23 protein-coding genes are annotated in these 20,242 nt (G+C 68.2%); 11 read left to right on the top strand and 12 right to left on the bottom strand.

Annotated elements, in window-relative coordinates; genetic code table 11:
* The first annotated feature begins 727 nt into the window (after window positions 1–727).
* Together GIY23_RS02830 and GIY23_RS22565 are read left to right on the top strand one after the other, a co-directional pair.
* Window positions 728–1,468: a YoaK family protein gene (locus tag GIY23_RS02830; protein WP_154075239.1), complete on the top strand. Its 741-nt coding sequence runs from the start codon at window positions 728–730 to the stop codon at window positions 1,466–1,468.
* Between the two features lie 148 nt (window positions 1,469–1,616).
* A complete protein-coding gene (locus GIY23_RS22565) occupies window positions 1,617–1,760 on the top strand; it encodes a hypothetical protein (protein WP_187352002.1) in 144 nt (47 codons plus the stop codon).
* 84 nt (window positions 1,761–1,844) lie between these two features.
* Here the strand turns inward: GIY23_RS22565 and GIY23_RS02835 are convergent, their stop codons facing one another.
* The 3 genes from GIY23_RS02835 to GIY23_RS02845 form a co-directional block, all read right to left on the bottom strand.
* Complete coding sequence (locus GIY23_RS02835; RefSeq protein ID WP_154075240.1) at window positions 1,845–2,513, bottom strand: potassium channel family protein; 669 nt, start codon at window positions 2,511–2,513, stop codon at window positions 1,845–1,847.
* Complete coding sequence (locus GIY23_RS02840) at window positions 2,506–3,903, bottom strand: TrkH family potassium uptake protein (RefSeq protein ID WP_456061930.1); 1,398 nt, start codon at window positions 3,901–3,903, stop codon at window positions 2,506–2,508. The genes GIY23_RS02835 and GIY23_RS02840 overlap by 8 nt, the downstream gene beginning before the upstream one ends.
* Window positions 3,904–4,025: 122 nt before the next feature.
* Entirely contained in the window at window positions 4,026–4,376 is a 351-nt protein-coding gene (locus tag GIY23_RS02845) for an ArsR/SmtB family transcription factor (protein ID WP_154075241.1), read from the bottom strand.
* Between the two features lie 59 nt (window positions 4,377–4,435).
* On the opposite strand from GIY23_RS02845, the gene GIY23_RS02850 reads away from it, so the two are divergent.
* Window positions 4,436–5,191: an MFS transporter gene (locus GIY23_RS02850; RefSeq protein WP_154075242.1), complete on the top strand. Its 756-nt coding sequence runs from the start codon at window positions 4,436–4,438 to the stop codon at window positions 5,189–5,191.
* 67 nt (window positions 5,192–5,258) lie between these two features.
* Window positions 5,259–5,525, top strand: coding sequence for a YdeI/OmpD-associated family protein (locus GIY23_RS02855; RefSeq protein WP_154075243.1), 267 nt, complete (start codon window positions 5,259–5,261; stop codon window positions 5,523–5,525).
* A 72-nt stretch (window positions 5,526–5,597) separates the two neighbouring features.
* Here the strand turns inward: GIY23_RS02855 and GIY23_RS02860 are convergent, their stop codons facing one another.
* From GIY23_RS02860 to GIY23_RS02885, 6 genes are all read right to left on the bottom strand, one after another.
* Window positions 5,598–6,431, bottom strand: coding sequence for an alpha/beta fold hydrolase (locus GIY23_RS02860; RefSeq protein WP_154075244.1), 834 nt, complete (start codon window positions 6,429–6,431; stop codon window positions 5,598–5,600).
* A 30-nt stretch (window positions 6,432–6,461) separates the two neighbouring features.
* Window positions 6,462–7,469, bottom strand: coding sequence for an alcohol dehydrogenase (locus GIY23_RS02865; protein WP_154075245.1), 1,008 nt, complete (start codon window positions 7,467–7,469; stop codon window positions 6,462–6,464).
* Window positions 7,470–7,585: 116 nt separating this feature from the next.
* Entirely contained in the window at window positions 7,586–8,023 is a 438-nt protein-coding gene (locus GIY23_RS02870) for a VOC family protein (protein WP_154075246.1), read from the bottom strand.
* Between the two features lie 44 nt (window positions 8,024–8,067).
* On the bottom strand, window positions 8,068–8,487 hold the full coding sequence (locus GIY23_RS02875) for an organic hydroperoxide resistance protein (protein ID WP_154075247.1): 420 nt from the start codon (window positions 8,485–8,487) through the stop codon (window positions 8,068–8,070).
* Window positions 8,488–8,524: 37 nt separating this feature from the next.
* Window positions 8,525–9,607 (bottom strand): aldo/keto reductase, encoded by a 1,083-nt coding sequence (locus tag GIY23_RS02880; protein ID WP_154075248.1) that lies wholly within the window; start codon window positions 9,605–9,607, stop codon window positions 8,525–8,527.
* 18 nt (window positions 9,608–9,625) lie between these two features.
* Entirely contained in the window at window positions 9,626–10,660 is a 1,035-nt protein-coding gene (locus GIY23_RS02885) for a zinc-binding dehydrogenase (RefSeq protein WP_154075249.1), read from the bottom strand.
* A gap of 259 nt (window positions 10,661–10,919) precedes the next feature.
* Here GIY23_RS02885 and GIY23_RS02890 point away from each other — a divergent pair, with 259 nt between their 5' ends.
* The gene (locus tag GIY23_RS02890) at window positions 10,920–11,426 is read left to right on the top strand and encodes a MarR family winged helix-turn-helix transcriptional regulator (protein ID WP_154075250.1); all 507 of its coding nucleotides are present in this window, start codon (window positions 10,920–10,922) and stop codon (window positions 11,424–11,426) included.
* Between the two features lie 74 nt (window positions 11,427–11,500).
* Here GIY23_RS02890 and GIY23_RS02895 read toward each other — a convergent pair whose 3' ends face one another.
* Window positions 11,501–12,154, bottom strand: coding sequence for a trimeric intracellular cation channel family protein (locus GIY23_RS02895; protein WP_154075251.1), 654 nt, complete (start codon window positions 12,152–12,154; stop codon window positions 11,501–11,503).
* A 145-nt stretch (window positions 12,155–12,299) separates the two neighbouring features.
* Between GIY23_RS02895 and GIY23_RS02900 the strand changes: the two genes are divergently transcribed.
* Window positions 12,300–12,905: a DJ-1/PfpI family protein gene (locus GIY23_RS02900; RefSeq protein ID WP_154075252.1), complete on the top strand. Its 606-nt coding sequence runs from the start codon at window positions 12,300–12,302 to the stop codon at window positions 12,903–12,905.
* A gap of 1 nt (window position 12,906) precedes the next feature.
* Here GIY23_RS02900 and GIY23_RS02905 read toward each other — a convergent pair whose 3' ends face one another.
* Complete coding sequence (locus tag GIY23_RS02905) at window positions 12,907–14,346, bottom strand: GGDEF domain-containing protein (RefSeq protein WP_228717514.1); 1,440 nt, start codon at window positions 14,344–14,346, stop codon at window positions 12,907–12,909.
* A 101-nt stretch (window positions 14,347–14,447) separates the two neighbouring features.
* Window positions 14,448–15,104, bottom strand: coding sequence for a 5,6-dimethylbenzimidazole synthase (bluB, locus tag GIY23_RS02910; RefSeq protein WP_267313246.1), 657 nt, complete (start codon window positions 15,102–15,104; stop codon window positions 14,448–14,450).
* A 238-nt stretch (window positions 15,105–15,342) separates the two neighbouring features.
* On the opposite strand from bluB, the gene GIY23_RS02915 reads away from it, so the two are divergent.
* The 5 genes from GIY23_RS02915 (at window position 15,343) to galT (ending at window position 20,154) form a co-directional block, all read left to right on the top strand.
* On the top strand, window positions 15,343–15,609 hold the full coding sequence (locus GIY23_RS02915; protein WP_154075254.1) for a type B 50S ribosomal protein L31: 267 nt from the start codon (window positions 15,343–15,345) through the stop codon (window positions 15,607–15,609).
* Between the two features lie 404 nt (window positions 15,610–16,013).
* Window positions 16,014–16,709: a response regulator transcription factor gene (locus tag GIY23_RS02920; RefSeq protein WP_154075255.1), complete on the top strand. Its 696-nt coding sequence runs from the start codon at window positions 16,014–16,016 to the stop codon at window positions 16,707–16,709.
* 11 nt (window positions 16,710–16,720) lie between these two features.
* On the top strand, window positions 16,721–18,145 hold the full coding sequence (locus GIY23_RS02925; RefSeq protein WP_154075256.1) for a HAMP domain-containing sensor histidine kinase: 1,425 nt from the start codon (window positions 16,721–16,723) through the stop codon (window positions 18,143–18,145).
* 138 nt (window positions 18,146–18,283) lie between these two features.
* The gene (locus tag GIY23_RS02930) at window positions 18,284–19,078 is read left to right on the top strand and encodes a DeoR/GlpR family DNA-binding transcription regulator (RefSeq protein ID WP_154078564.1); all 795 of its coding nucleotides are present in this window, start codon (window positions 18,284–18,286) and stop codon (window positions 19,076–19,078) included.
* Window positions 19,075–20,154 (top strand): galactose-1-phosphate uridylyltransferase, encoded by a 1,080-nt coding sequence (galT, locus tag GIY23_RS02935; RefSeq protein ID WP_154075257.1) that lies wholly within the window; start codon window positions 19,075–19,077, stop codon window positions 20,152–20,154. Before GIY23_RS02930 ends, galT begins: the two co-directional genes overlap by 4 nt.
* Window positions 20,155–20,242: the final 88 nt, after the last annotated feature.

A 20,242-nucleotide genomic window follows, 5' to 3' on the forward strand; every position in this document is an offset into this window, starting at 1 on the left:
GCGGAGCGCATTCTGACGCGGCTGCTGAACTCACGAGGGTGCCAGGAGCTCGTTCTCTGTTGGGCCAATCCGAATAATCAGTACTGTAGTTTCCGATTGAAACGGACGAAGCACCCAGAAAGGCGCCGACGCGACATCGCTTGTCGACATGCATTGGAACGTGTCGTCACTCGTCGCAGGAACAGGGAACTACAGTAAGATCAACCCTCATTTTTTGCCCCCTACTCGTCCCACTCAGCCGGTTCAATGTCGGCGAGCGCGTCCGTCCGCTGCGCAAACGTCGCCGCACGTGTCGGCGTTGGGGGCGTGAGTCTTTTTGGTGGTCAGAGCAACCAAAAAGGCTCACGCGGAACTGGTCGTAGCGACTCATTCCTGCACCGGGATTCGACCGGGTACGTGCTCGTTCCGGAAGCGCGCGAGACGGAGTCCGGTTGGCGGGTCGGCAGCTCGTCCGGCCGGGAGCACGCGAATCCGTCCAAGGTGGTCGAAGCGTCACCTCGGTGCTGGCCTACACCGCGCGGCCAGACTCCACCGGCACGGGACGGGCGACAGCGGGATGCGGGTACGCGGACAGGTCAGTCCTGGTGGCTACAGGATGTTTACAGGCCGTTCGACCGCTTGTCAGCAGGTTTCGGGAAAAATCGGGAGAAGATCGAGAAAGGACAGGCCGACAGCGGCGTCGTGACGTCCTTCGAAGCCACGTACGCCGACACAGGAGAAGTCGTCCATGTCCCAAACCGATGGCGCCCAGGATCCTCGCCTGAAGCGTTTCGTCGTGATCGCCGCCGCGGTGCTCGCCGCCGTCGCCGGGTTCGTCAACTCAGTCTTTCTGACGTCGTTGTTCCATCCGGTCAGCCATGTCACAGGCTCGTTGTCGCAGTTCAGCATGGATCTGCACGACGGCGTGCACGAACGCGGGGGCAACCTCGCCGAGATGGGAACGTTGGTGACGATCCTGCTCGCCTTCTTCGTCGGCGCGATCGCAGCCGGGACCATCGTCGGCCCCAACCGTCTGGTGACCGGCCGTCGTTACGGTGTCGCGCTGCTGGCCGAAGCCGCACTGCTGGGGGCGGCTCCGCTGGCGGGCATCGAGCTGGGGCTGATCGCCGCGATGGTGCTGGCCGCCGCCGCCTGCGGGCTGCAGAACGGGGTGTTCTCCAACTATCGCGGCATGGTGATGCGTACGAGCCACATGACGGGAACGATGACCGACCTCGGTGTCCTCATCGGAGGCATCCGCCACCAGCACTCCCCGCTGTGGAAATACCTACTGCTGACCGCGACCCTGGCGACGTTCGTCGCCGGTGGTGTCGTCGGCGCTCACATGGCGACCATGGTCGGCATCCACGCGCTGTGGGTACCGGCGCTGTGCTGCGCCGTGCTCGGCCTCTCCTACACGAGCTTTCGTCACGGCCAGTACGTCGGCAGCAAGAGCCAGGTGAGCGACCGTGAGCCGACGCATGTTTGATCTTGTCCGCCCGCTGTACACCGCCACCGTGGCAGTCCTCCCGTCAGGCGAGGTTGCGGTGTCCGCACGGGCAGTGCTGATCCAGCGGTGCGATGCTCTGCGTCGGTACCCTTCGGTGTCGTAGACCATTCCTGTCAGGAAGGACGTCATGTCGCTGTTCAAGAAGGCTTCGGAGTTCGCGAAAGGCCCACAAGGCAAGAAGATGATGGATCAGGCGAAGAAGTTCGCTTCGGACCCGAAGACGAAGTCCAAGCTCAACGAGTTCAAGAAGAAGTTCAACGGCGACAAGTGACCGAACGCGTTCGCAGAGGCTGCGCAGTGCGGCTCAGGCCGATGGGCGTGGGCCTCTGCGATGCGTTTCCCCGCAGGTATAACGCTAGGTGGTTTCGGCGAAGCGTTCGGTGTCGTGGGACTTCCCGGCGACGATGAGCAGGTCGTCGGGGCGCACGATGGTGTCCGCCGTGGCGTAGGTGAACCCTTCGCCGCGCCGTTTGATGCTCACGACCGTGATGCCGTATCGGGTGCGCAGTTGGCTGTCGCCGAGTGGCCGCCCGACCGCTTCGGCGGGCGCGGCGGTTTTGACCAGGGTGTAGTCGTCCTCGAATTCGATGTAGTCGAGCATCCTGCCCATGACCAGGTGCGCGACGCGTTCGCCCATGTCGTGTTCGGGCAGCACGAGGTGGTGTGCGCCGACTCGGTCCAGGATCTTGGCGTGCTGTCGGGAGAGCCCTTTGGCCCAGATGTTGGGGATACCGAAGTCGACGAGGACCGAGGTCGTCAGGATGCTGGCTTCCAGGTCGGCGCCGATGGAGACGACGGCCCGAGGGGAGCGGTGCACTCCGAGCTGTCGCAGGGCGTCGATGTCGGTCGAGTCCGCGACGGCGGCGTGGGTGACCACGTCGGCGTACTGCTGCACAACCTTTTCGCGGGCGTCGATCGCGAGAACTTCGGTGCCCTGTTCCATCAGTGCCTGCGCCAGCGAACCGCCGAAACGGCCCAGACCGATGATGACCGCGCGGTTGTCGGTGTTGTTGTTCCTAGCCAACGATGGGTCGCTCCTTGGGTCGTTCGTAGCGGCGCGGGCGCTCGCGCAGTGCAAGAGCCGCGCCCAGGGTGACAGGGCCCAGCCGGCCGATGAACATCAGCAGCGTCAACAGTAGTTGCGCTGTCGGTGGCAGGTGCGGAGTGATGCCGGTGGACAGGCCGACCGTGGCCATCGCCGAGATCGACTCGAAGAGGACGGCGTCGAGGCTGAAGTCCGTGACGGTCAGCAACGTCATCGTGGTGACGGTGATCAGGCCGGCGCTGAGCAACGCGATCGTCAACGCCTGACGCTGGACTCCGTCGGAGAGGCGGCGACCCATCACGTGCACGGTGGGTTCGCCGCGGAGCTCGGCGATGATCACGAACGCCAGGAGCGCGAACGTCGTCACCTTGATGCCACCGGCAGTGCTCGCACTACCGCCACCGATGAACATCAGGACGTCTTGAGCGAGCAGGCTCGTCGCGGTCATGTCGCCGGTGTCGATGCTGTTCAGGCCGCCGGATCGGGGCATCACGGCCGCGAAGAAGGCCGCCAGTAGCTTGGTGGGCACTCCGAACACACCGAGCGTGCGCTCGTTGTCCCACTCGCTGACAGCGATGAACGCGAAACCCACGACGAGAAGTGCGCCGGTGGTGATCAACGTGATCTTGGTGTGCAGGGACCACCGTCCGCGGTGTCGCCGTCGCAGTCGACGGCCTAGTTCGAACAGCACCGGAAAGCCCAGACCGCCGGTGAGTACCGCGCATGCGATCGTGAGCGTGATCCACGGATCGTCCACGAAACGCATCATGCTGTCGCTGTAGAGCGCGAGCCCGGAGTTGTTGAACGCCGACACCGCGTGGAACACACCGGAGTACATCGCGTCGCCGAAGCGGTATCCGTACCCCAGCATCAGCCGCGTGGACAGCACGACGGCGACGACGATCTCGATCACGATGCTGAGGCTGATCACGCCCACGACGACCTTGCGCACGTCGCCCAGTTGGAGGCTTCGAGTCTCGCTCTGCGCGGTCAGTTCCATTCGCAGGCCGAACCGGCGGGAGACCAACAGGCCGAGCAGCGAGGCCAGGGTCATGATGCCCAGGCCGCCGGCCTGGACGAGTGCGAGGATGACCACTTCCCCGAACGTCGACCAGTGGGTCCCGGTATCCACCACCGCCAGACCCGTCAAACACAGCGCGGAGGTCGCGGTGAACACCGACGCCACGATGTCGGTCGGCTCGCCACGCTCGCTGGCAACCGGCAACATCAAGAGCACGGTGCCCACGATGATCGTCGCCGCGAAGCCGGCGACGACACCGCGAGCAGGACTCCCCGACGCCGGTGTCAACCTACGCAGCGTCCGCCACGCCCCCCGTCGCATCTGGGCGACCGGGCCGGGGCGACTCACGCCCTCACCTCACCGGTACCGGCCCTGAACCAGTCATCCACCGGGCGAAGGCTAGTCCTCGCTGACCCGCCACCTCGCTCGAGGTGCGGGGAGCTGCGCTCACGCTTGTCGTCACGTGGCGTCTACTGCTTGGTGCTGTGTAGCCCCACTTCGGCAATGCCCGTTGCCGAGCCGGACGCCAGTGTCAGCGTGGTGGTCAAGAGCCCGGGGAAGCGATCTTCGAGGTCGTCGTTGCGAAGCCGGACGAAGCATCGCTTGCCCTCTTCGCGGGTGCGCGTGATTCCGGCCGATCGCAGCACTTTGAGGTGGTAGCTGAGCGTGGAGTTGGCGATCGGCGCGTCCAGGTCACCCCAGGCCCGCTCTTCGCCGTCGCTGAGGAGTCGAACGAGTCCCAGACGGATGGGGTCGGCTAATGCGTGCAGCACCGTGGGGAGGTTGAGGGACTCCATCGAGGGGTGTGTTGCGGCAGCCACTCCTCGATCGTACTCTGACAATCGTTCGATGTTCGTCGATTATAGAATGGATACTGGGGATGAGGCGTGTCGGAGCTGCCGGTTATCCGGTGTGGCTGTTGTGCTTGTTCGTCGGGATGCTCGCCCTCGGCACCGACGAGTTCGTGATCTCGGGGATCTTGCCGGACGTGGCCCGCGACCTCGAGGTGACGCCAGGAACCGCGGGACTGTTGGTCACTGCTTTCGCGATCGCGTTCGCCGCCGGGGCGCCGATGCTCGCGTTCCTGACCGACAGACTGAACAAGAAATCGGTGCTGACCGGGGCATTGGTGATTTTCGCGGTGGCCAACGCTGCGGTCGCGGTCAGCGACGAGTTCACCCTCACCCTGCTGCTGCGGGTCGTCGCCGGGCTGGCAGCCGCCGCTGTGTCGCCGACCTGCATGGTGATCGCAGGGATGGCCGCCCCCGACGGAGAGAGCGGCCGATACTTGGCGGTGGTCACTGCGGGACTCACCGTCGCCCTGTTCACCGGCGTGCCGTTCGGGGCGTTCCTCGGTGACGCCCTGACATGGCGGGCGACCTTCGTGTTGATCGCGCTCGTCGGTGTGCTCGTGGCCGTCTTGAGTGCATTGTGGCGATTCCATTGCTCGGCACGCTCTGGCTCGCGATCGCAGTCGCTTGCGCCGCCGTCCGTCCGGCTCCCGCCGCCGACTGCCCACACGCGTCCGCCTCAACGACTGCGACGTAGCCAACTTCTCAAGGGCGCGTCGTGGTTCCCCATCGTGACGCGACGCGGTTCTTCCGGCCTCAGCCGCGCCTTGCCGATGTCAGGCTGACGACAGCCGACAGCGACGACAGAATTGTCATGACGCGGGCGCGGCTCCGGGGCGCTACCGTGGGCGCGTGAACAGCCGAGAGGTGCCCGGTGGGGTTGTGCACGAGCTGCCCGCAGACTTGAGCGAGGCGCTGCTCGCGAACCCCACGGCACTGGCTGCCTGGGCGGACATCACACCCTTGGCCCGCAACGAGTTCATCTGCTGGGTCGAGGACGCCAAGCAGACGGCGACTCGGGGGCGCCGCATTCGCCGGACTCAAGAAGAGTTGGGAGAAGGCCGGCGCCGACCCTGCTGCTGGCCCGGGTGCCGACACCGGGAGCGCGTGGGCAAGTAGCAGGCGTGCGGTGCGTCGGGCTCGAGAGTGAACGGGCCGCCGGATCCGGCGGCCCGTCCGTTCGAATCCGCGTCAGGACAGGAAGTCGAGCAGCGCGCGGTTGAACTGCTCCGGGTGCGTGGTGTTGAGGCCGTGCGGGCCGCCCTCGATCAGGGCCAGCGAGCCGTGGGCGAGTGTCTCGTGGGAGCGCTTGCCGCTGACCTCGAACGGCACGATCATGTCCGAGTCGCCGTGGATCACCAGCGTGGGCACGGAGATCTCGGCGAGCTCGTCCCGGAAGTCGGTCAGGCCGAACGCGCCGACGCAGTCCAGGGTTCCCTTCGGCGACGCGAACGACGCGATCTCGCGGTGGTAGAGACGGGTGGGTTCGCTGACCAGGTCGGAGCGCTCGCCCGTGGCGAAGAAGTTGGTGACGAACCCGTCGAGGAACGCGATGCGGTCGCCGCGCACGCCGTCGCGGAACTGCTGGATCGTCGCGTCGTCCAACCCGCCGCCGGGGTTGTCCGAACTCTGGTAGAGGTACGGCGGGACGGCAGCGGCCAGCACGGCCTTGGACACGCGGTCGGTGCCGTAGCGGCTCAGGTAGCGGACGACCTCGCCGCCGCCCATCGAGAAGCCGACCAGGGTCGCGTCCCGCAGGTCGAGGTGGGTGAGCAAAGCGTTCAGGTCGGCGGCGAACGTGTCGTAGTCGTAGCCGCCCCACGGTTGTGAGGAACGACCGAAACCGCGGCGGTCGTAGGTGATCACGCGGTGGCCCGCTTCGACGAGCACGGGCACCTGGTTCTCCCAGGCCCGGCCGGACAGCGGCCATCCGTGGATGAGCACCACCGGATTTCCCGAGCCGTGGTCCTCGTAGTACAGCTCGACCTCGGCGCTGTTCTCGGTGCCGACTCGCACCAGTGCCATGACGAATCCTCCTTCCGGCTCGATGATCGATCAGGTGGTCAGGACCATGCGGAACCGCGCCTCGTTGGTGATCATTTTTTCGTAGGCGTCGGCCGCTTCGTCCAGCGGCACGGTCTCGATCATCGGACGGATGTCCGTGAGCCGGCTGAATCGGAGCGTGTCCTCGGAGTCCTTCGAGGTGCCGGAGGGATGTCCGACGATCGAGGCGCCCGGCATGATCAGTGAGGGAGCGGCCACTTGCAGCGGGTCGTTCGCCGCGCCGAGCACCAGCAGCTGCCCGCGTGGCGCGAGGCCGGGCACGGTTTGGGAGGCCGCTTCGCCACTGGACGCGGTCGCGAGCACGACCTGCGCTCCGCCGAGCTCCGTGAGCGCCTGGCCCGGGTCGGTGGCCTGGCTGTCGATGTGGTGGTGCGCGCCCAGCTTTCGCGCGAGGTCGGCCTTGGCGGGACCGCGGGAGATCGCGACGACCTCCATGCCCATCCGGGCGGCGAACTGAATGCCGAGGTGGCCCAGGCCGCCGACGCCGAGCACCGCGACGCGGTCACCCGGCCGAGCGGTGCTCTCCCGCAGTGCGTGATACGTGGTCACGCCTGCGCACAGCAGCGGTGCGGCCTCGGTCGAGGAGAGTTCCTCGGGTATCCGGGCCAAGGCGTCGGCCGAGACGACCACGTAGTCGGCGTAGCCGCCGTCGAACGTGATCCCGGGGACGGGGCTGTTCGGGCAGGTGACGAAGTCGCCTCGCCTGCACGACTCACAGTGGTGGCAGGAGCCGCCGAACCAGCCGACCCCAACGCGCTCTCCCTGCTGCCAGGGCCCGGTCACCGCCGGGCCGAGTTCGTCGATCACGCCCACGATCTCGTGGCCGGGAACGATCGGATACGGGGTGCTGGGTAGCACTCCTTCCTTGGCCCACATGTCGCTGTGACACACCCCGCACGCCTCGACCCGCACCCGGACCTGATCGTCGCGGACCTGGGGCATGTCTCGTTCGACCAGTTCGAGCGGAGCGCCCGCTCGGGCAACCTGCACGGCTCGCATCGTTGCTCCTCGATCGCGTCGTTGTGCTGGGGTGGTCCTCCCGGGCACGGCCCCCCGTGGGTCGTGCGTGCGCACCGGGCCCATGCGTGCCCGGAAGGACCGGATCGGGTGGCCGCTCAGGCCAGGGAGGCGGTCAGTTCGAGGTGGATCCCGTCGGGATCGCTGAACGAAAGGATGGCCAGCCCGGAGTCGGGCAGGTCGATGACCTCTCCGTGGGTGACCCCGGCGGCGTCGAGCCGGTCGCGGGCGGTCACCAGTTCGTCCCGTGAGTCGACCCAGAAGCTGAGGTGGTCCAGGCCGGTGTTTTCGGAGTCGAACCGCTGTCCCGACGGGGCCACCGGGCGAAGCCCGAGGAGTTCTCCGCCGGGGGTTTGGTACACGGTGCCGCCGTAGAACTGCTCCGGCGATTCCCGCACCGCCGCCTCGTCGGCGCGATCGGAACTGTCGATGACCACGGGCCAGCCGAGCACTTCGTCGTAGAACGCCTTCGAGCGGGCGATATCTGTGACGGTCAGTCGCACGTGGGCGAATCCGGAACTACTGATCAGAGCCACGGAGAACGTCCTCCAGTCCTCGTCGAGACCGTTCCGAGCCGGTGTCAGACCGTGGCCCGCAGCGTGACGTCGATGTTGCCGCGGGTGGCCTTCGAGTACGGGCAGGCCTGGTGAGCCTTGTGCATCAGGTCGTCGGCGGCCTGCTGGTCCATACCCGGGAAGTGGCCGGTCATCGTGGCGTTGAGACCGAAACTGGTCTCGTCCGGTCCGATGCCGACTTCCGCGTCGACGGTTGTTCCGTCGGGAACGGTGACGTCGTCGTTTCTGGCCACGAGCCGCAGTGCGCCGTGGAAGCACGTGGCGTAGGCCGCGGCGAACAGCTGCTCGGGGTTGGTGCCCTGGCCGTCGCCGCCCATCGCGGTCGGCATTCGCACCGGCACGTCGATCTGCTTGTCCGACGAGCGAACCTGCCCGTCTCGGCCGCCGCCGCTGGAGACGGCTTCCGCGGTGTAGACGATGCTCATGTCGTTCCTCCTTGCGATACGGGGTGTTGCGGGCAGTTCAGTATCGATCCGCGTCGGACGCCGGAAGATTGGCCGGTGTCCGGGTCTCCTGGCCGTTGACCGTGGCTCCGGCGTGGGCGATGTGCGGGGTGTGTTGCAGGAAGTCGGCCGGGAAGTCCAGGCGCGGTTGCGACAGTTTGTCCAGAGTGGACATTTCGTCGGTGCTCAACTCGATCTCCAGCGCGGACAGGTTGGCTTCGAGTTGGTCGAGCCGACGCGCGCCGATGATGGTCGAGTGCACCCGGCAACGCTGCTGGACCCACGCCAGCGCAACAGCCGCCACCGACACGCCGTGACCGTCCGCGATCGCCCGCAGCTGGTCGATCAGCGCGTAGTCCTGTTCGGACAACTGGCCCGTCAGGTTCGGTCCGCGGTCGGACTGCGCGGTTCCCGCGTTCTCCCGCGTGTACTTGCCGGACAGCAGACCACCCCGGAGTGGACTCCACGGGGTGACACCCAGGCCGAGGTCCTCGGCCATGGGCAGCAGCTCGCCTTCCACGGTGCGCTCGAGCAACGAGTACTCGACCTGCAACGCGGTCAGCGGTGTCCACCCGCGCGACTGCGCCAGCGTGTGCGCCTGGGCGGTCTTCCATGCCGGGGTGTCGGAGAATCCGACATAGCGCACCTTGCCCGCGCCGACTAGGTCGTCGAGCGCCCGCATCGTCTCCTCGATCGGAGTGTCCTGGTCCCAGGCGTGCATCCAGTAGAGGTCGATGTGGTCGGTCCGCAACCGGCGCAGCGACTCCTCGACCGCACTCATGACCGCCTTGCGTCCGGTGCCGCCACCGTTGGGATCACCGGGGTAGAGGTTGGCGAAGAACTTCGTGGCCAGCACCACGCGGTCACGGAGCCCCGGGTGGTCGGCGAAGTGATCGCCGATGATCTTCTCCGAGTGGCCGTTCGTGTAGATGTTGGCGGTGTCGACGAAGTTGCCGCCGCGCTCCAGGTAACGCGAGAGCACGGCGCGCGACTCGTGCTCGTCGGCACCCCAGCCCCAGTCCTGTCCGAACGTCATCGTGCCCAGGCACAACGGACTCACCCGGAGTCCGGAGCGCCCCAGCGTCACGTACGAGTCCAACATCGCGAACCTCCCGTTCGCTTACGGGGTGACGAGCACCTTGAGTGCCTCGCGGTCGCTCATCGCGCGGTAGCCCTCCGGAACTTGTTCGAGGCCGACCGTGCGGTCGAAGACCCGGCCGGGCTGGATCTCGCCGGAGAGCACGTCCTCCAGCAGCTCGGGGATGTAAGCGCGCGACGGCGCGACACCGCCGACGATGGAGACGTTGCGGAAGAACACGTGGGAGAAGTCCAGGCGGCCCTTCTCGTACTGCGGCACACCCACTCGGGACACCGCGCCACCGGCGCGGACGACCCCGAGCGCCGTCTCCAGGGCCTGCTCGGTGCCCACGCACTCCAGTACCGCCGGGGTGCCGTTGCCGCCGGTGAGTTCGCGTACCCGCGTGGCGCCTTCTTCGCCTCGCTCGGCGACGACCTCGTCGGCGCCGAACGAGCGACCGAGATCGGTGCGATCGGGGTGCCTGCCCATCAGGACGACCTGCTCGGCGCCGAGCCGCTTGGCGGCCAGCACCGCCGAGAGACCGACCGCGCCGTCACCGATCACGGTGACTCGCGAACCGGCTCCCACCCGCGCGCAGATCGCGGCGTGATGGCCGGTGGCGAACACGTCCGAGAGGGTCAGCAACGACGGCATCAGCGGGTCGTCCGCCGAGACCGGCAGCTTCACCAGCGTGCCGTCGGCCAGCGGCACCCGGGCGGCTTCCCCTTGGCCGCCGTCGGTGCCTGCGCCCCAGCCGCCGCCGTGCTCGCACGAGGAGGTCAGCCCCTCGGCGCAGAACTCGCAGGTGCCGTCGCTGATCAGGAACGGTGCTACGACCACGTCGCCGGGGCCGAACCCGGTCACGGCGGAGCCGACTTCCTCGACCACACCGATGAACTCGTGCCCGATCCGATCTCCGGTCGCGGTGGCCTCCCGTTGCTTGTACGGCCACAGGTCGCTGCCGCAGATGCAGGCTCGCGTGATCCGCACCAGCGCGTCGGTGGGCTCGGCCAGCTTCGCGTCCGGCACGTCTTCCACCCGGACGTCACCGGCGCCGTAGATCAACGTGGCTCGCATTCGTCCTCCGGTAGTCATCGTCCACCAAGAAATGGTGCTCCAGGTCCTTGCACACTAGGTACACGATCTGGGCCTACGCAACATCGCGGCGCAACGGGTGGGCGGCTCGGAACAAAGCCGGATCGCGCACCACGAACCCGTGCTCCAGGCGTTCCCCGCTCCCGGTCTGCCTACACTCGGATGCGGTGAATCAGGGGCACACCAGCACCTGGGCCACGAGGACTTTGAGTCCGAGCTGCGTGCCGTCTACCGTCGGGCCATGGCGACATCGCAGGCACAACACCCCGACGACCTCGAGGGTGCGCAGGACCTTCAGCTGGAGAACCAGCTGTGCTTCGCGCTGTACGCCGCGTCGAGGGCCGTCACCGAGCTGTACCGCCCGCTGCTCACCGAGTTGGGGGTGACCTACCCGCAGTACCTCGTGCTGCTGGTCCTCTGGGAGCGCGACACCCGTCCGGTCAAAGACCTCACCGAAGCCTTGCAGCTCGACTACGGCACCGTGTCACCACTGTTGAAACGACTCGAAACCCACGGGTTGGTCACGCGGCGCCGTGCCAGCGACAACGAGTCCCGCGTGCTGGTCAGCCTCACCCCCGCAGGCCGCGAGCTGCGCGCCCGCGCCACCGGCATCCCGCACGCGCTGCGCTGCGCGCTCCAGCGTTCCGACCATGGCGCCAACCGCGAACTGATCGACACCCTGCAGCGAGTCACCGCCGCCGCACAGGCAGCCGAGCCGCTGACCGTCACGGACGACGACGCCTCGTAGGGACTCCTGGCAGACAGTGTTGCTTGGTGGTCGGGTTGAGCACGTGGTGTCCATACAGATCAACCCGCGCACTCTCACTCGCCCTCGGAAGCCTTCCGTCGCTTGACCGAGCCGAGTGGTTCGGGCGCTTGGAGCCGGTACCGCACGCCGAGCACGCGGATCACGAAACACACCGCCGCGGCTGCGAGCGCGGCAGGCAGCCCGTAGAAGCCGAGTTCGAAAGCGATCACGGTGATCACGGCCGCCACCAAGGCCGGGAGGGCGTACAGGTCGCTGCGCAGCACCGTCGGAATGCGCAGGACGAGCATGTCCCGGATCGTGCCGCCGCCCACTCCGGTCACCACTCCCAACAGGAGCGCGGGGCCGATCCCGAGACCGAAGTCGAGTGCTTTGCTCGCGCCGATGACCGCGAACGTGCTCAACCCGATCGCGTCGAGCACCATGATCGGGGTACCCAGCCGGTCGAGCGCCTTGCTGAGCGCGAACGCGATCAGTCCACCGGCGACGGCGAGCGCGAAATAACGCCAGTCGCGGAACGTGGCAGGCGGTATCGCCCCGATGAGGACGTCGCGGATGACGCCGCCGCCCAGCGCGGTGATCATGCCGAGGGCGACGACGCCGACCACGTCGAGCCGTGCGACGCGGACCGCGGTCAACGCCCCGTTGAGTCCGAACGCGAAGGTCCCTGTCAGATCCAGTGCGACCAGCAGCGGCGGTTGGTAGGTCATGCGACTTGCATACCCCGTGACGGGCGTCGGTGTCGCGTGGGCGCTCCACGATCCCGTGTCGACCCGGGCGGTCGAATGAGCGGACGTCGCTGTCGCGATGCGATCACTGGAATCCGACTGGCTCGCCGCGCCGTAGAGTCGCATCGTGCGCATCGACATCGTGGTCTACGACGGAGTGGACGAGATGGACGCTCTCGGTCCGTTGGAGGTGTTCCGTCGAGCAGAACGCCTGGGGGCCGAGTTCCGGACCGAACTCGTCACGCGTGAGCCGCAGCAGCACGTGACGGGTAGTTACGGCCTCCGCTTCCTTCCGGACGCCACCTACTCACCTGGCGCGGACCTCCTGATCGTGCCTGGTGGCGGCTGGGCCGCTCGCACCGAAGCGGGCGCATGGGGCGAAGTCGAGCGCGGAGACTGGCTGCCACTGCTCACAGACGCCGCCACCCGAGCCGTGACGGCCGGAGTGTGCACCGGATCCATGCTGCTGGCACACGCCGGTGTGATCGGTGCTCGACGCGCGAACACGCACCACGCCGCTCAGGACGATCTGCGGGCCACCGGCGCCACTGTGGTCACCGACCGGGTCGTCGACGACGGCGACGTCCTGACCGCGGGCGGGGTGTCCAGCGGTGTCGATCTCGCCTTGTGGATCGTCGAGCGATTCGCTGATCGCGAGTTCGCGGACCGAATCGCCACGCACATGGAGTACGACCGAGTGCGGCCGGCGGACACTTCCGGCGCGGGGTCGTAGCTCACGGCGAGGTGATCGCGTTGTCGTGGGCGGAGTGGTCGATCTCCACGCGGTTGCGACCCGCGCGTTTCGCACGATAGAGCGCGGCGTCGGCGGCGGCGAACAGGCTGTCGAGGTGCGCGGGACCCGCGGCGACACCGATGCTGACCGTCGGAGGCTGGGCGGTGGCGCCGACGGCGAGGCGCCAGTCATGGGAGTCCACCGCCGCCCTGATCCGCTCGGCGACGAGTGCTCCGGCGTCGGCCCCCGCGTTGTCGGGGTCGAGGAGCAGGACGATGAACTCGTCGCCTGCCCACCGGATGAGCAGATCCCGGCTGCGAGTCTCGCTCCGGAGCAGGTGCGCCACCTCCTGCAGCGTGACGTCCCCCGCGGCGTGCCCGGACTCGTCGTTGACGCCCTTGAACCAGTCGACGTCGATGAGGATCAGCCACGGTACCCGGCCCTGCGCGGCGGTTTGCTCCAGCAGCTCCGGTGCCTGCCGTTCGAGACCGAGCCGGTTCGTCAGCCCGGTCAGCGGGTCCCGGGTGGCCGCCTCCTGCGCAGCGGACGCCAGCTGCTGCGCCTGCACCGCGACGCGACGCTGTTCGAGCGCTTGCCCGAGCCCTTCCTGCAAGGTCGAGACAGTCACCGAACTCGCGTTCACCGTGCGGCGCAACGCCTCCGCTTCCCCGACGGAGTCGCCGAGTTCGTGGCAGATCGCGGCGAGATCGTCGGAGAACTGCATCACCAGCAGCGTGTCCCGGATGCGTTCTCCCGCCTCCAGAGCGCGGCTCGTCTTCGTCCGTGCCAGCTCCAGATCGCCCGCTTCGCGGTGGATGGAACCGAGCGCCCAGTACGCCGTCGCCGAACAGAACACGTCCTGCTCGGCGATGCTCTGCTCCAGCGCGGACTTCGCGCGTCGGTGCGCTTCGTCGGCTTGCCCGATCCCGAGCAGCGCACGGGCGCTGCCCGACAGAGCGCGTCGTGTGACCGGTCCGTCGTCGCCCCGCCGGAGTGCCTCGTCGAACCGGTCGAGCGCCTGCTCGTAGCACTGCATCGAAAGCGCATCGACGTGCAGAGCCCGCGCGACCAGTGCCGTCGCCTCCCGGAGCAGGCAGTGGGCCAGGGCAGACTCGTCGCCCGACTCGCGTGCCACCTCCACGGCCAGCGACAACAGCCCCAGCGCCGACGTGCGATGACCTTCCAGCAGGTATCCCAGCATGCTGAGGGTGTGCGCGGCGGCGGGGCCGCTCGGCTCGTCACGATCGAGTTCGGCCCAGCCCTCGGCGGCGAGTTCCAGTGCCAGGGAGATCCGGCCGAGCCGCCACGCCATCAACGCGCGGTGCACCAGCACCGTCGAGCGTGGCCAGTCGTCATCCACGACCCCGGGTGCGGGACAGATCAGCTCCTCGAACCCCTCCTGACATTCGTCCACGCGCCCGGAATCCAGCAGTGACCGCAACCTGTGGTCCTGCTCCGGAATCAGCCCCTCGAGGAGGGGACGTTGGTGATGCCGCACCACGCCTCTCGCAGCTCTTGTCCGACTGGGATGCCGGATCCAGGCTACCGGGAGCGTCCACGCCTGTACTTCTCGTGATGGACGACATCCTCCAGCGGCAGGCGTGTGCGCCAGCCGTGCCGCTCCAGATCCGGTGTCTCGGCGAGCTGCCGGACCGTCCCCAGACACAGCCACGCCACCGGGCGCACGCCCTGCGGAATGTCCAGCAGTCGTCGCAGAAAGTCCTCCCGATAGAAGCTCACCCACCCGACACCGAGGCCTTCGGCTGTCGCGGCGAGCCACAGGTTCTGGATCGCCAGGCACACCGAGTACAACCCGGCGTCGGCGATCGCGTGCCGGCCGAGAACGGCCGGCGCACCGCGATCAGGGTCGTAGGTGACGACCACTCCGAGCGAGGACTCCACGACCCCCTCGACCTTGATCTTCGAGAAGGTCTGCGCGCGCTCACCGCTCAGTTCGGCGGCGAACGTGCTCCGCTCGGCCAGGACGTGCTCGCGGAACGCCCGGCGGGTGTCCTCGCCGCGGACGACCACGAAGTCCCACGGCTGCGTCAACCCCACGCTCGGCGCGCTGTGCGCGGCGGTGAGTACCCGGCGCAGCGTCTCGTCGGGGAGAGGTTCACCGGTGAACTCCGAGCGCACGTCGCGGCGTCGGTGCATCACGTCGTAGAGCTCTGCCGCCGAGGGCGGGACTGCGGACAAGGATGAGGAGAAGGGGCCTGCGGTGTTCACCCGGACATCCTGCCGGGCCTTCGCTGCCGCCACCATGCCCCGGTGCCTCGGCTCACGGCGCGGGTGGTGGGAGGGAGAACGACCCGTTGGACGAGGGAGAGGCGATTCATGTTTTCCTCCCGAGAGGCGCACACAGCCGCTGTGACCATGCATGTTTCCTCCTGTCGCCGGGTACGACGGGAGGAGGAACGAGAAAGGAGACGACGCGATGAAGTCGGGTATCCATCCCGAGTACGGGCCGGTGGTGTTCCAGGACCGCTCGACGGGCAAGCAGTTCTTCACCCGCTCGACCGCGACGTCGGAGACCACCGTCGAGTGGGAGGACGGCAACACCTACCCGCTCATTCACGTGGACGTGACCTCGGATTCGCATCCGTTCTGGACCGGCAACCAGCGGGTCCTCGACAGCGAGGGGCGCGTCGAGAAGTTCCGCCGCCGCTACGGCGACCGGCCCGGCCGCAACGGCGGCCGCTGAGCCGTTCCCGGGCCGCGACGCACGGCCCGACGTGCCGAAGGCGGAGCGTTCCGCCGCGCTCACGTCGTGCGCAGTACAAGCGGCCCGGTGCACTCTGTGGCATGAGTCCGTGGTGAGCGACCGCACACCGCTCGGCCCGTGCGAAGGCACGCCCCGCGCGTAACCCTTCGTCTCCACAGACACCCACGCCCACCCGAGCCCCGTGACACCACCGGCACATTCGCGCGAATTCGCCACGCCCTGACCAGGCCCTTTGCGCCCGGGGTGGCAAATTCGCGCGAATTTGCCACCCCGCTGTCCACAGGTGGGGGGAGTTGTCCACAGGGGGCGGAGCGGGGGTGTTGCGATGGGTGGCGCGGTGGGCTTCTCAGGTGCTTCTCAGAACTACGGGGAACACTGTCCTCATGCGGATCCTCGTCGTCGACGACGACCGGGCCGTGCGCGAGTCACTGCGCCGGTCGCTGCAATTCAACGGCTACCAGGTGGAACTCGCCGCGGACGGTCAGCAGGCACTCGACTGGTTGTCAGGGCAACGCCCGGATGCGCTCGTCCTCGACGTGATGATGCCGAGGGTCGACGGCCTCGAGGTCGCTCGTCGTCTTCGCAGCATCGGCGACGACCTGCCGATCCTGGTGCTCACCGCCCGCGACGCCGTCTCCGACCGGGTCGCCGGTCTCGACGCGGGAGCAGACGACTACCTGCCGAAGCCGTTCGCCCTGGAGGAGTTGCTCGCCCGGCTGCGGGCACTGCTGCGTCGCGCGACCCCGCCGGAGGAGGTGGACGGCCGCGCGCCGGAGGTGCTCCGGTTCGCCGATCTCGAACTCGACCCCGGCACTCGCGAGGTGCGACGCGGGGAGCGTTCGATCAGCCTCACCCGCACCGAGTTCGCCCTGCTCGAACTGCTCATGTCGCACCCCAAGCAGGTCCTCACCCGTGGTCGATTGCTGGAGGACGTGTGGGGATACGACTTCCCGACCTCGGGTAACGCGCTGGAGGTCTATATCGGCTACCTACGGCGCAAGACCGAGGCCGACGAGGAACCGCGGCTGATCCACACCGTGCGCGGTGTCGGCTACGTGCTGCGGGAGACGCCACCGTGACCCTTCGCCGGATGCTTGCCGCGGTGCGTGCGGGCGGGCCGGCCGCAGGGCGCTGGCAACGCGTCTCGCTGCGCAACCGGGTCACGCTGCTCGGCGCCTTGTGCGTGGCGGGCGCGGTCGCGCTGATCTCGCTGGGCGCGTTCTTCACCGTCCGCGACAGCTTGTACGAGCAGGTCGACAGCAACCTCATGGAGCGCGCGAACCAGGCCGTCTCCGGGCCGCAGGTACTGGGACCGGATCTGCAGTCCGCGCCCGCGGCGTTCTACGCTGCGGCGAACCTGAAGATCAGCCTCGTGCTCGCGGACGGTACCGAGATCTCGGGCAGGGGGCAGCGGCCACCGTCGGGTCTGCAGGAACTCGCCGTGGCGCAGGGACAGATCCCGCACTCGCTGCGCACCGACGAGGGCAGCGACACGCGAGTGGTGGCGTTGCCGTCGGGTCAGGACCGTGCCCTGGTCATGGCCCAGTCGCTGCGTCCGACGAAGAACACCTTGGCGCAGCTGAGCATCGTGCTCGTGGTGATCGGCGGCTCCGGGATCCTGCTCGCGGCGGCCGCAGGGACCGCCGTCGCACGCGGCGGGCTGTTGCCGGTGCAGCGGCTGATGGCCGCGACCGAGCGGATCGCGCGCACCGGCGACCTGCGCCCGATCCCGGTCAGCGGCGACGACGAGCTCGCCCGGCTGACCACCAGCTTCAACAAGATGCTCGGTGCGCTCGCGGAGTCGCAGGAGCAGCAGCGCAGGCTCGTCGCCGACGCGGGACACGAGTTGCGCACGCCGCTGACCTCGCTGCGGACGAATCTGGAGCTGTTGATGGCCTCCGACGAGCCGGGCGCTCCGACCCTGGCGTCGGAGGACCGCAAGGAGATGCTCACCGACGTGCGCGCGCAGATCACCGAGTTGTCGGCACTGGTCGGTGATCTCGTCGAGCTGGCCCGGGAGGACGCACCCCAGGCTGTGCACGAGCCGGTCGAACTCGTCGACGTGGTGGAGCGTGCGCTGAGTCGTTCTCGTCGCCGAGCGGGCGACGTCGACTTCGATGTCCGCGTGCAGCCGTGGTCGATGCTCGGGGACGCCACCGCGCTGGAGCGAGCGGTGGTCAACCTCCTCGACAACGGCGCGAAGTGGAGCCCGGCGGGAGGGACCGTGCGGATGGAACTCAGGCCCGACACGGAGCCCGGCTTCACGGTCCTGGAGGTCGCGGACGCGGGGCCGGGGATCGAACCCGACGACCGCCCCCACGTGTTCGAGCGCTTCTACCGCTCGTCGGACGCGCGCACGCTGCCCGGCTCGGGATTGGGGCTCGCGATCGTCAAGCAGGTCGCCGAGCGCCACGGCGGGCAGGTCGGGGTCGGCGACGCCCCGGAGGGCGGGGCGCTGCTGACGATGCGGCTACCCGGCCGAAGCACGCGTTCGCACGAGGAAACCCAACAGTAACGAACATCGGCACCTCGCGTTGGGTCCGTCACCCGGACTTTCGGTGTTCGGTTGTGTTGACTTACGGTTTCAGGTGTCCCTGTTTCGGCGAAGCTCCGCCTGGACGGGAGCCCCATCGGCCCGAACGGAATGAGTGCAGTGCTCGCACGACAACGTCAAGAGATGATCCTCGACGAGGTCCGCCGCGCCGGGGCGGTGCAGGTGAGCAACCTCGTGCTACGCCTGGGCGTCTCCGACATGACGATCCGTCGCGATCTCGACGCGTTGGCTCGCGGCGGGCTCGTGGAGAAGGTGTACGGCGGTGCGACGTCGACGCTCGGACGCAGCACCGACGAGCCCGGCTTCGAGGCGAAGTCGGTGCGGCAGCTCGCCGAGAAGGAGGCCATCGCCCGCGCCGCCACCGAGTTCGTGCGGCCCGGCACCGCGATCGGCCTCACCGCGGGTACCACGACGTGGACGCTCGCCCGGTTTCTCGACGACGTCGCCGACCTCACCGTCGTCACGAACTCGGTCCGGGTCGCCGACGTTCTCCAGCAGCGCGGGCGGACCGACCGCACCGTCGTGCTCACCGGTGGGATCCGGACACCGTCCGACGCGCTCGTCGGGCCGGTCGCCGTCCAGTCGCTGCGCTCCCTGCACCTGGACCTGGTGTTCCTCGGAGTGCACGGCATGGCGGCCAAAGCCGGGTTCACCACACCGAACCTGCAGGAGAGCGAGACGAACAGGGCGTTCGCGGAGGCCGCGAGCAGGCTGGTGGTCGTCGCAGACCACGCCAAGTGGGCCACCGTCGGCATCTCCACCATCGTCGGGTTCGACGAGGTCGACGTGCTCGTCACCGACGACGGGCTGCACTCCGACGCGCGCAGGATGCTCAGCGAGGAAGTGCACGAACTCGTGGTCGCCGACCTCGACTCTCGCGGGGGTAGCGCATGAGAATCACACCGCGAACCCTGGCCGACGGCCGCGAGATCGTCTACTACGACACGGACCCGTCGGCGCCGCCTCGCGACGCCGACGACCTCAGGGACCTGCCCGCGCAGGCACCGGCCTCGGAGATGCGGCGTGATCCGCTGACCGGCGAGTGGGTCGGGCTCGCCGCGCACCGGCAGACGCGCACGTACAAGCCGCCTGCCGATTCCTGTCCGCTGTGCCCGTCGGCGCCGGGCAAGCCGAGTGAGATTCCCGAAAGCGACTACGAGGTCGTGGTCTTCGAGAATCGGTTTCCGTCGTTCGCGCAGGTCACCGGTGAATCGGGGACGGCTCCGTGCCAGCCGTTGGTGCCGTCGGAACCGGCGCGCGGCCGGTGCGAGGTCGTGTGCTTCACCCCGGAGCACACGACGTCCTTCGGGCAGCTCTCCCCCGAGCATGCCCGCACCGTCGTCGACGTGTGGGCGGAGCGGACCCGGGTGCTGTCCGCGACACCAGGCGTCGAGCAGGTGTTCTGCTTCGAGAACCGTGGCGAGGACATCGGCGTGACGCTGCATCACCCGCACGGTCAGATCTACGGGTACCCGTTCGTCACCCCCAAGACCGCGACGATGCTGCGCGTGGCGTCCGAGTACTTCGACGCGCACGGGACGCACGTGCTCGGGGACGTGCTCGCGGCCGAGCGGGCGTGCGGTGACCGTGTCGTGGTCGCCGGTGAGCACTGGACGGCGTTCGTCCCGGCCGCCGCGCGGTGGCCGGTCGAAGTGCAGGTGGTGCCGCATCGGCGAGTGCCCGACCTGGTCGCGCTCACCGAGGCCGAACGCGACGACTTCGTCGCCGTTCAGCTGGACGTGCTGCGTCGGCTCGACGCGCTCTACGACGCACCGCTGCCCTACATCGCCGCATGGCACCAGGCACCGGTTCGCACCGGCCGAGAGTTCACGTGGCTGCACCTGGAGCTGTTCTCGGTGAAGCGGTCCGCCGACAAGCTCAAGTACCTCGCCGGGTCGGAGTCCGGGATGCGCGTCTGGATCAACGACGTGAAGCCGGAACAGATCGCCGAGCGGCTCCGTGCGGTCTGACCGGCTTTTGTGCTCGTGAGTCACGGTCGTACGTGATCAGCCGCGGCAGAGTGAGGGGCTCCGGGGCGGCGGTGCCGGACCACCTACC

Origin of the sequence: Allosaccharopolyspora coralli (assembly GCF_009664835.1) — a bacterium.
Taxonomy (GTDB): Bacteria; Actinomycetota; Actinomycetes; order Mycobacteriales; family Pseudonocardiaceae; genus Allosaccharopolyspora; species Allosaccharopolyspora coralli.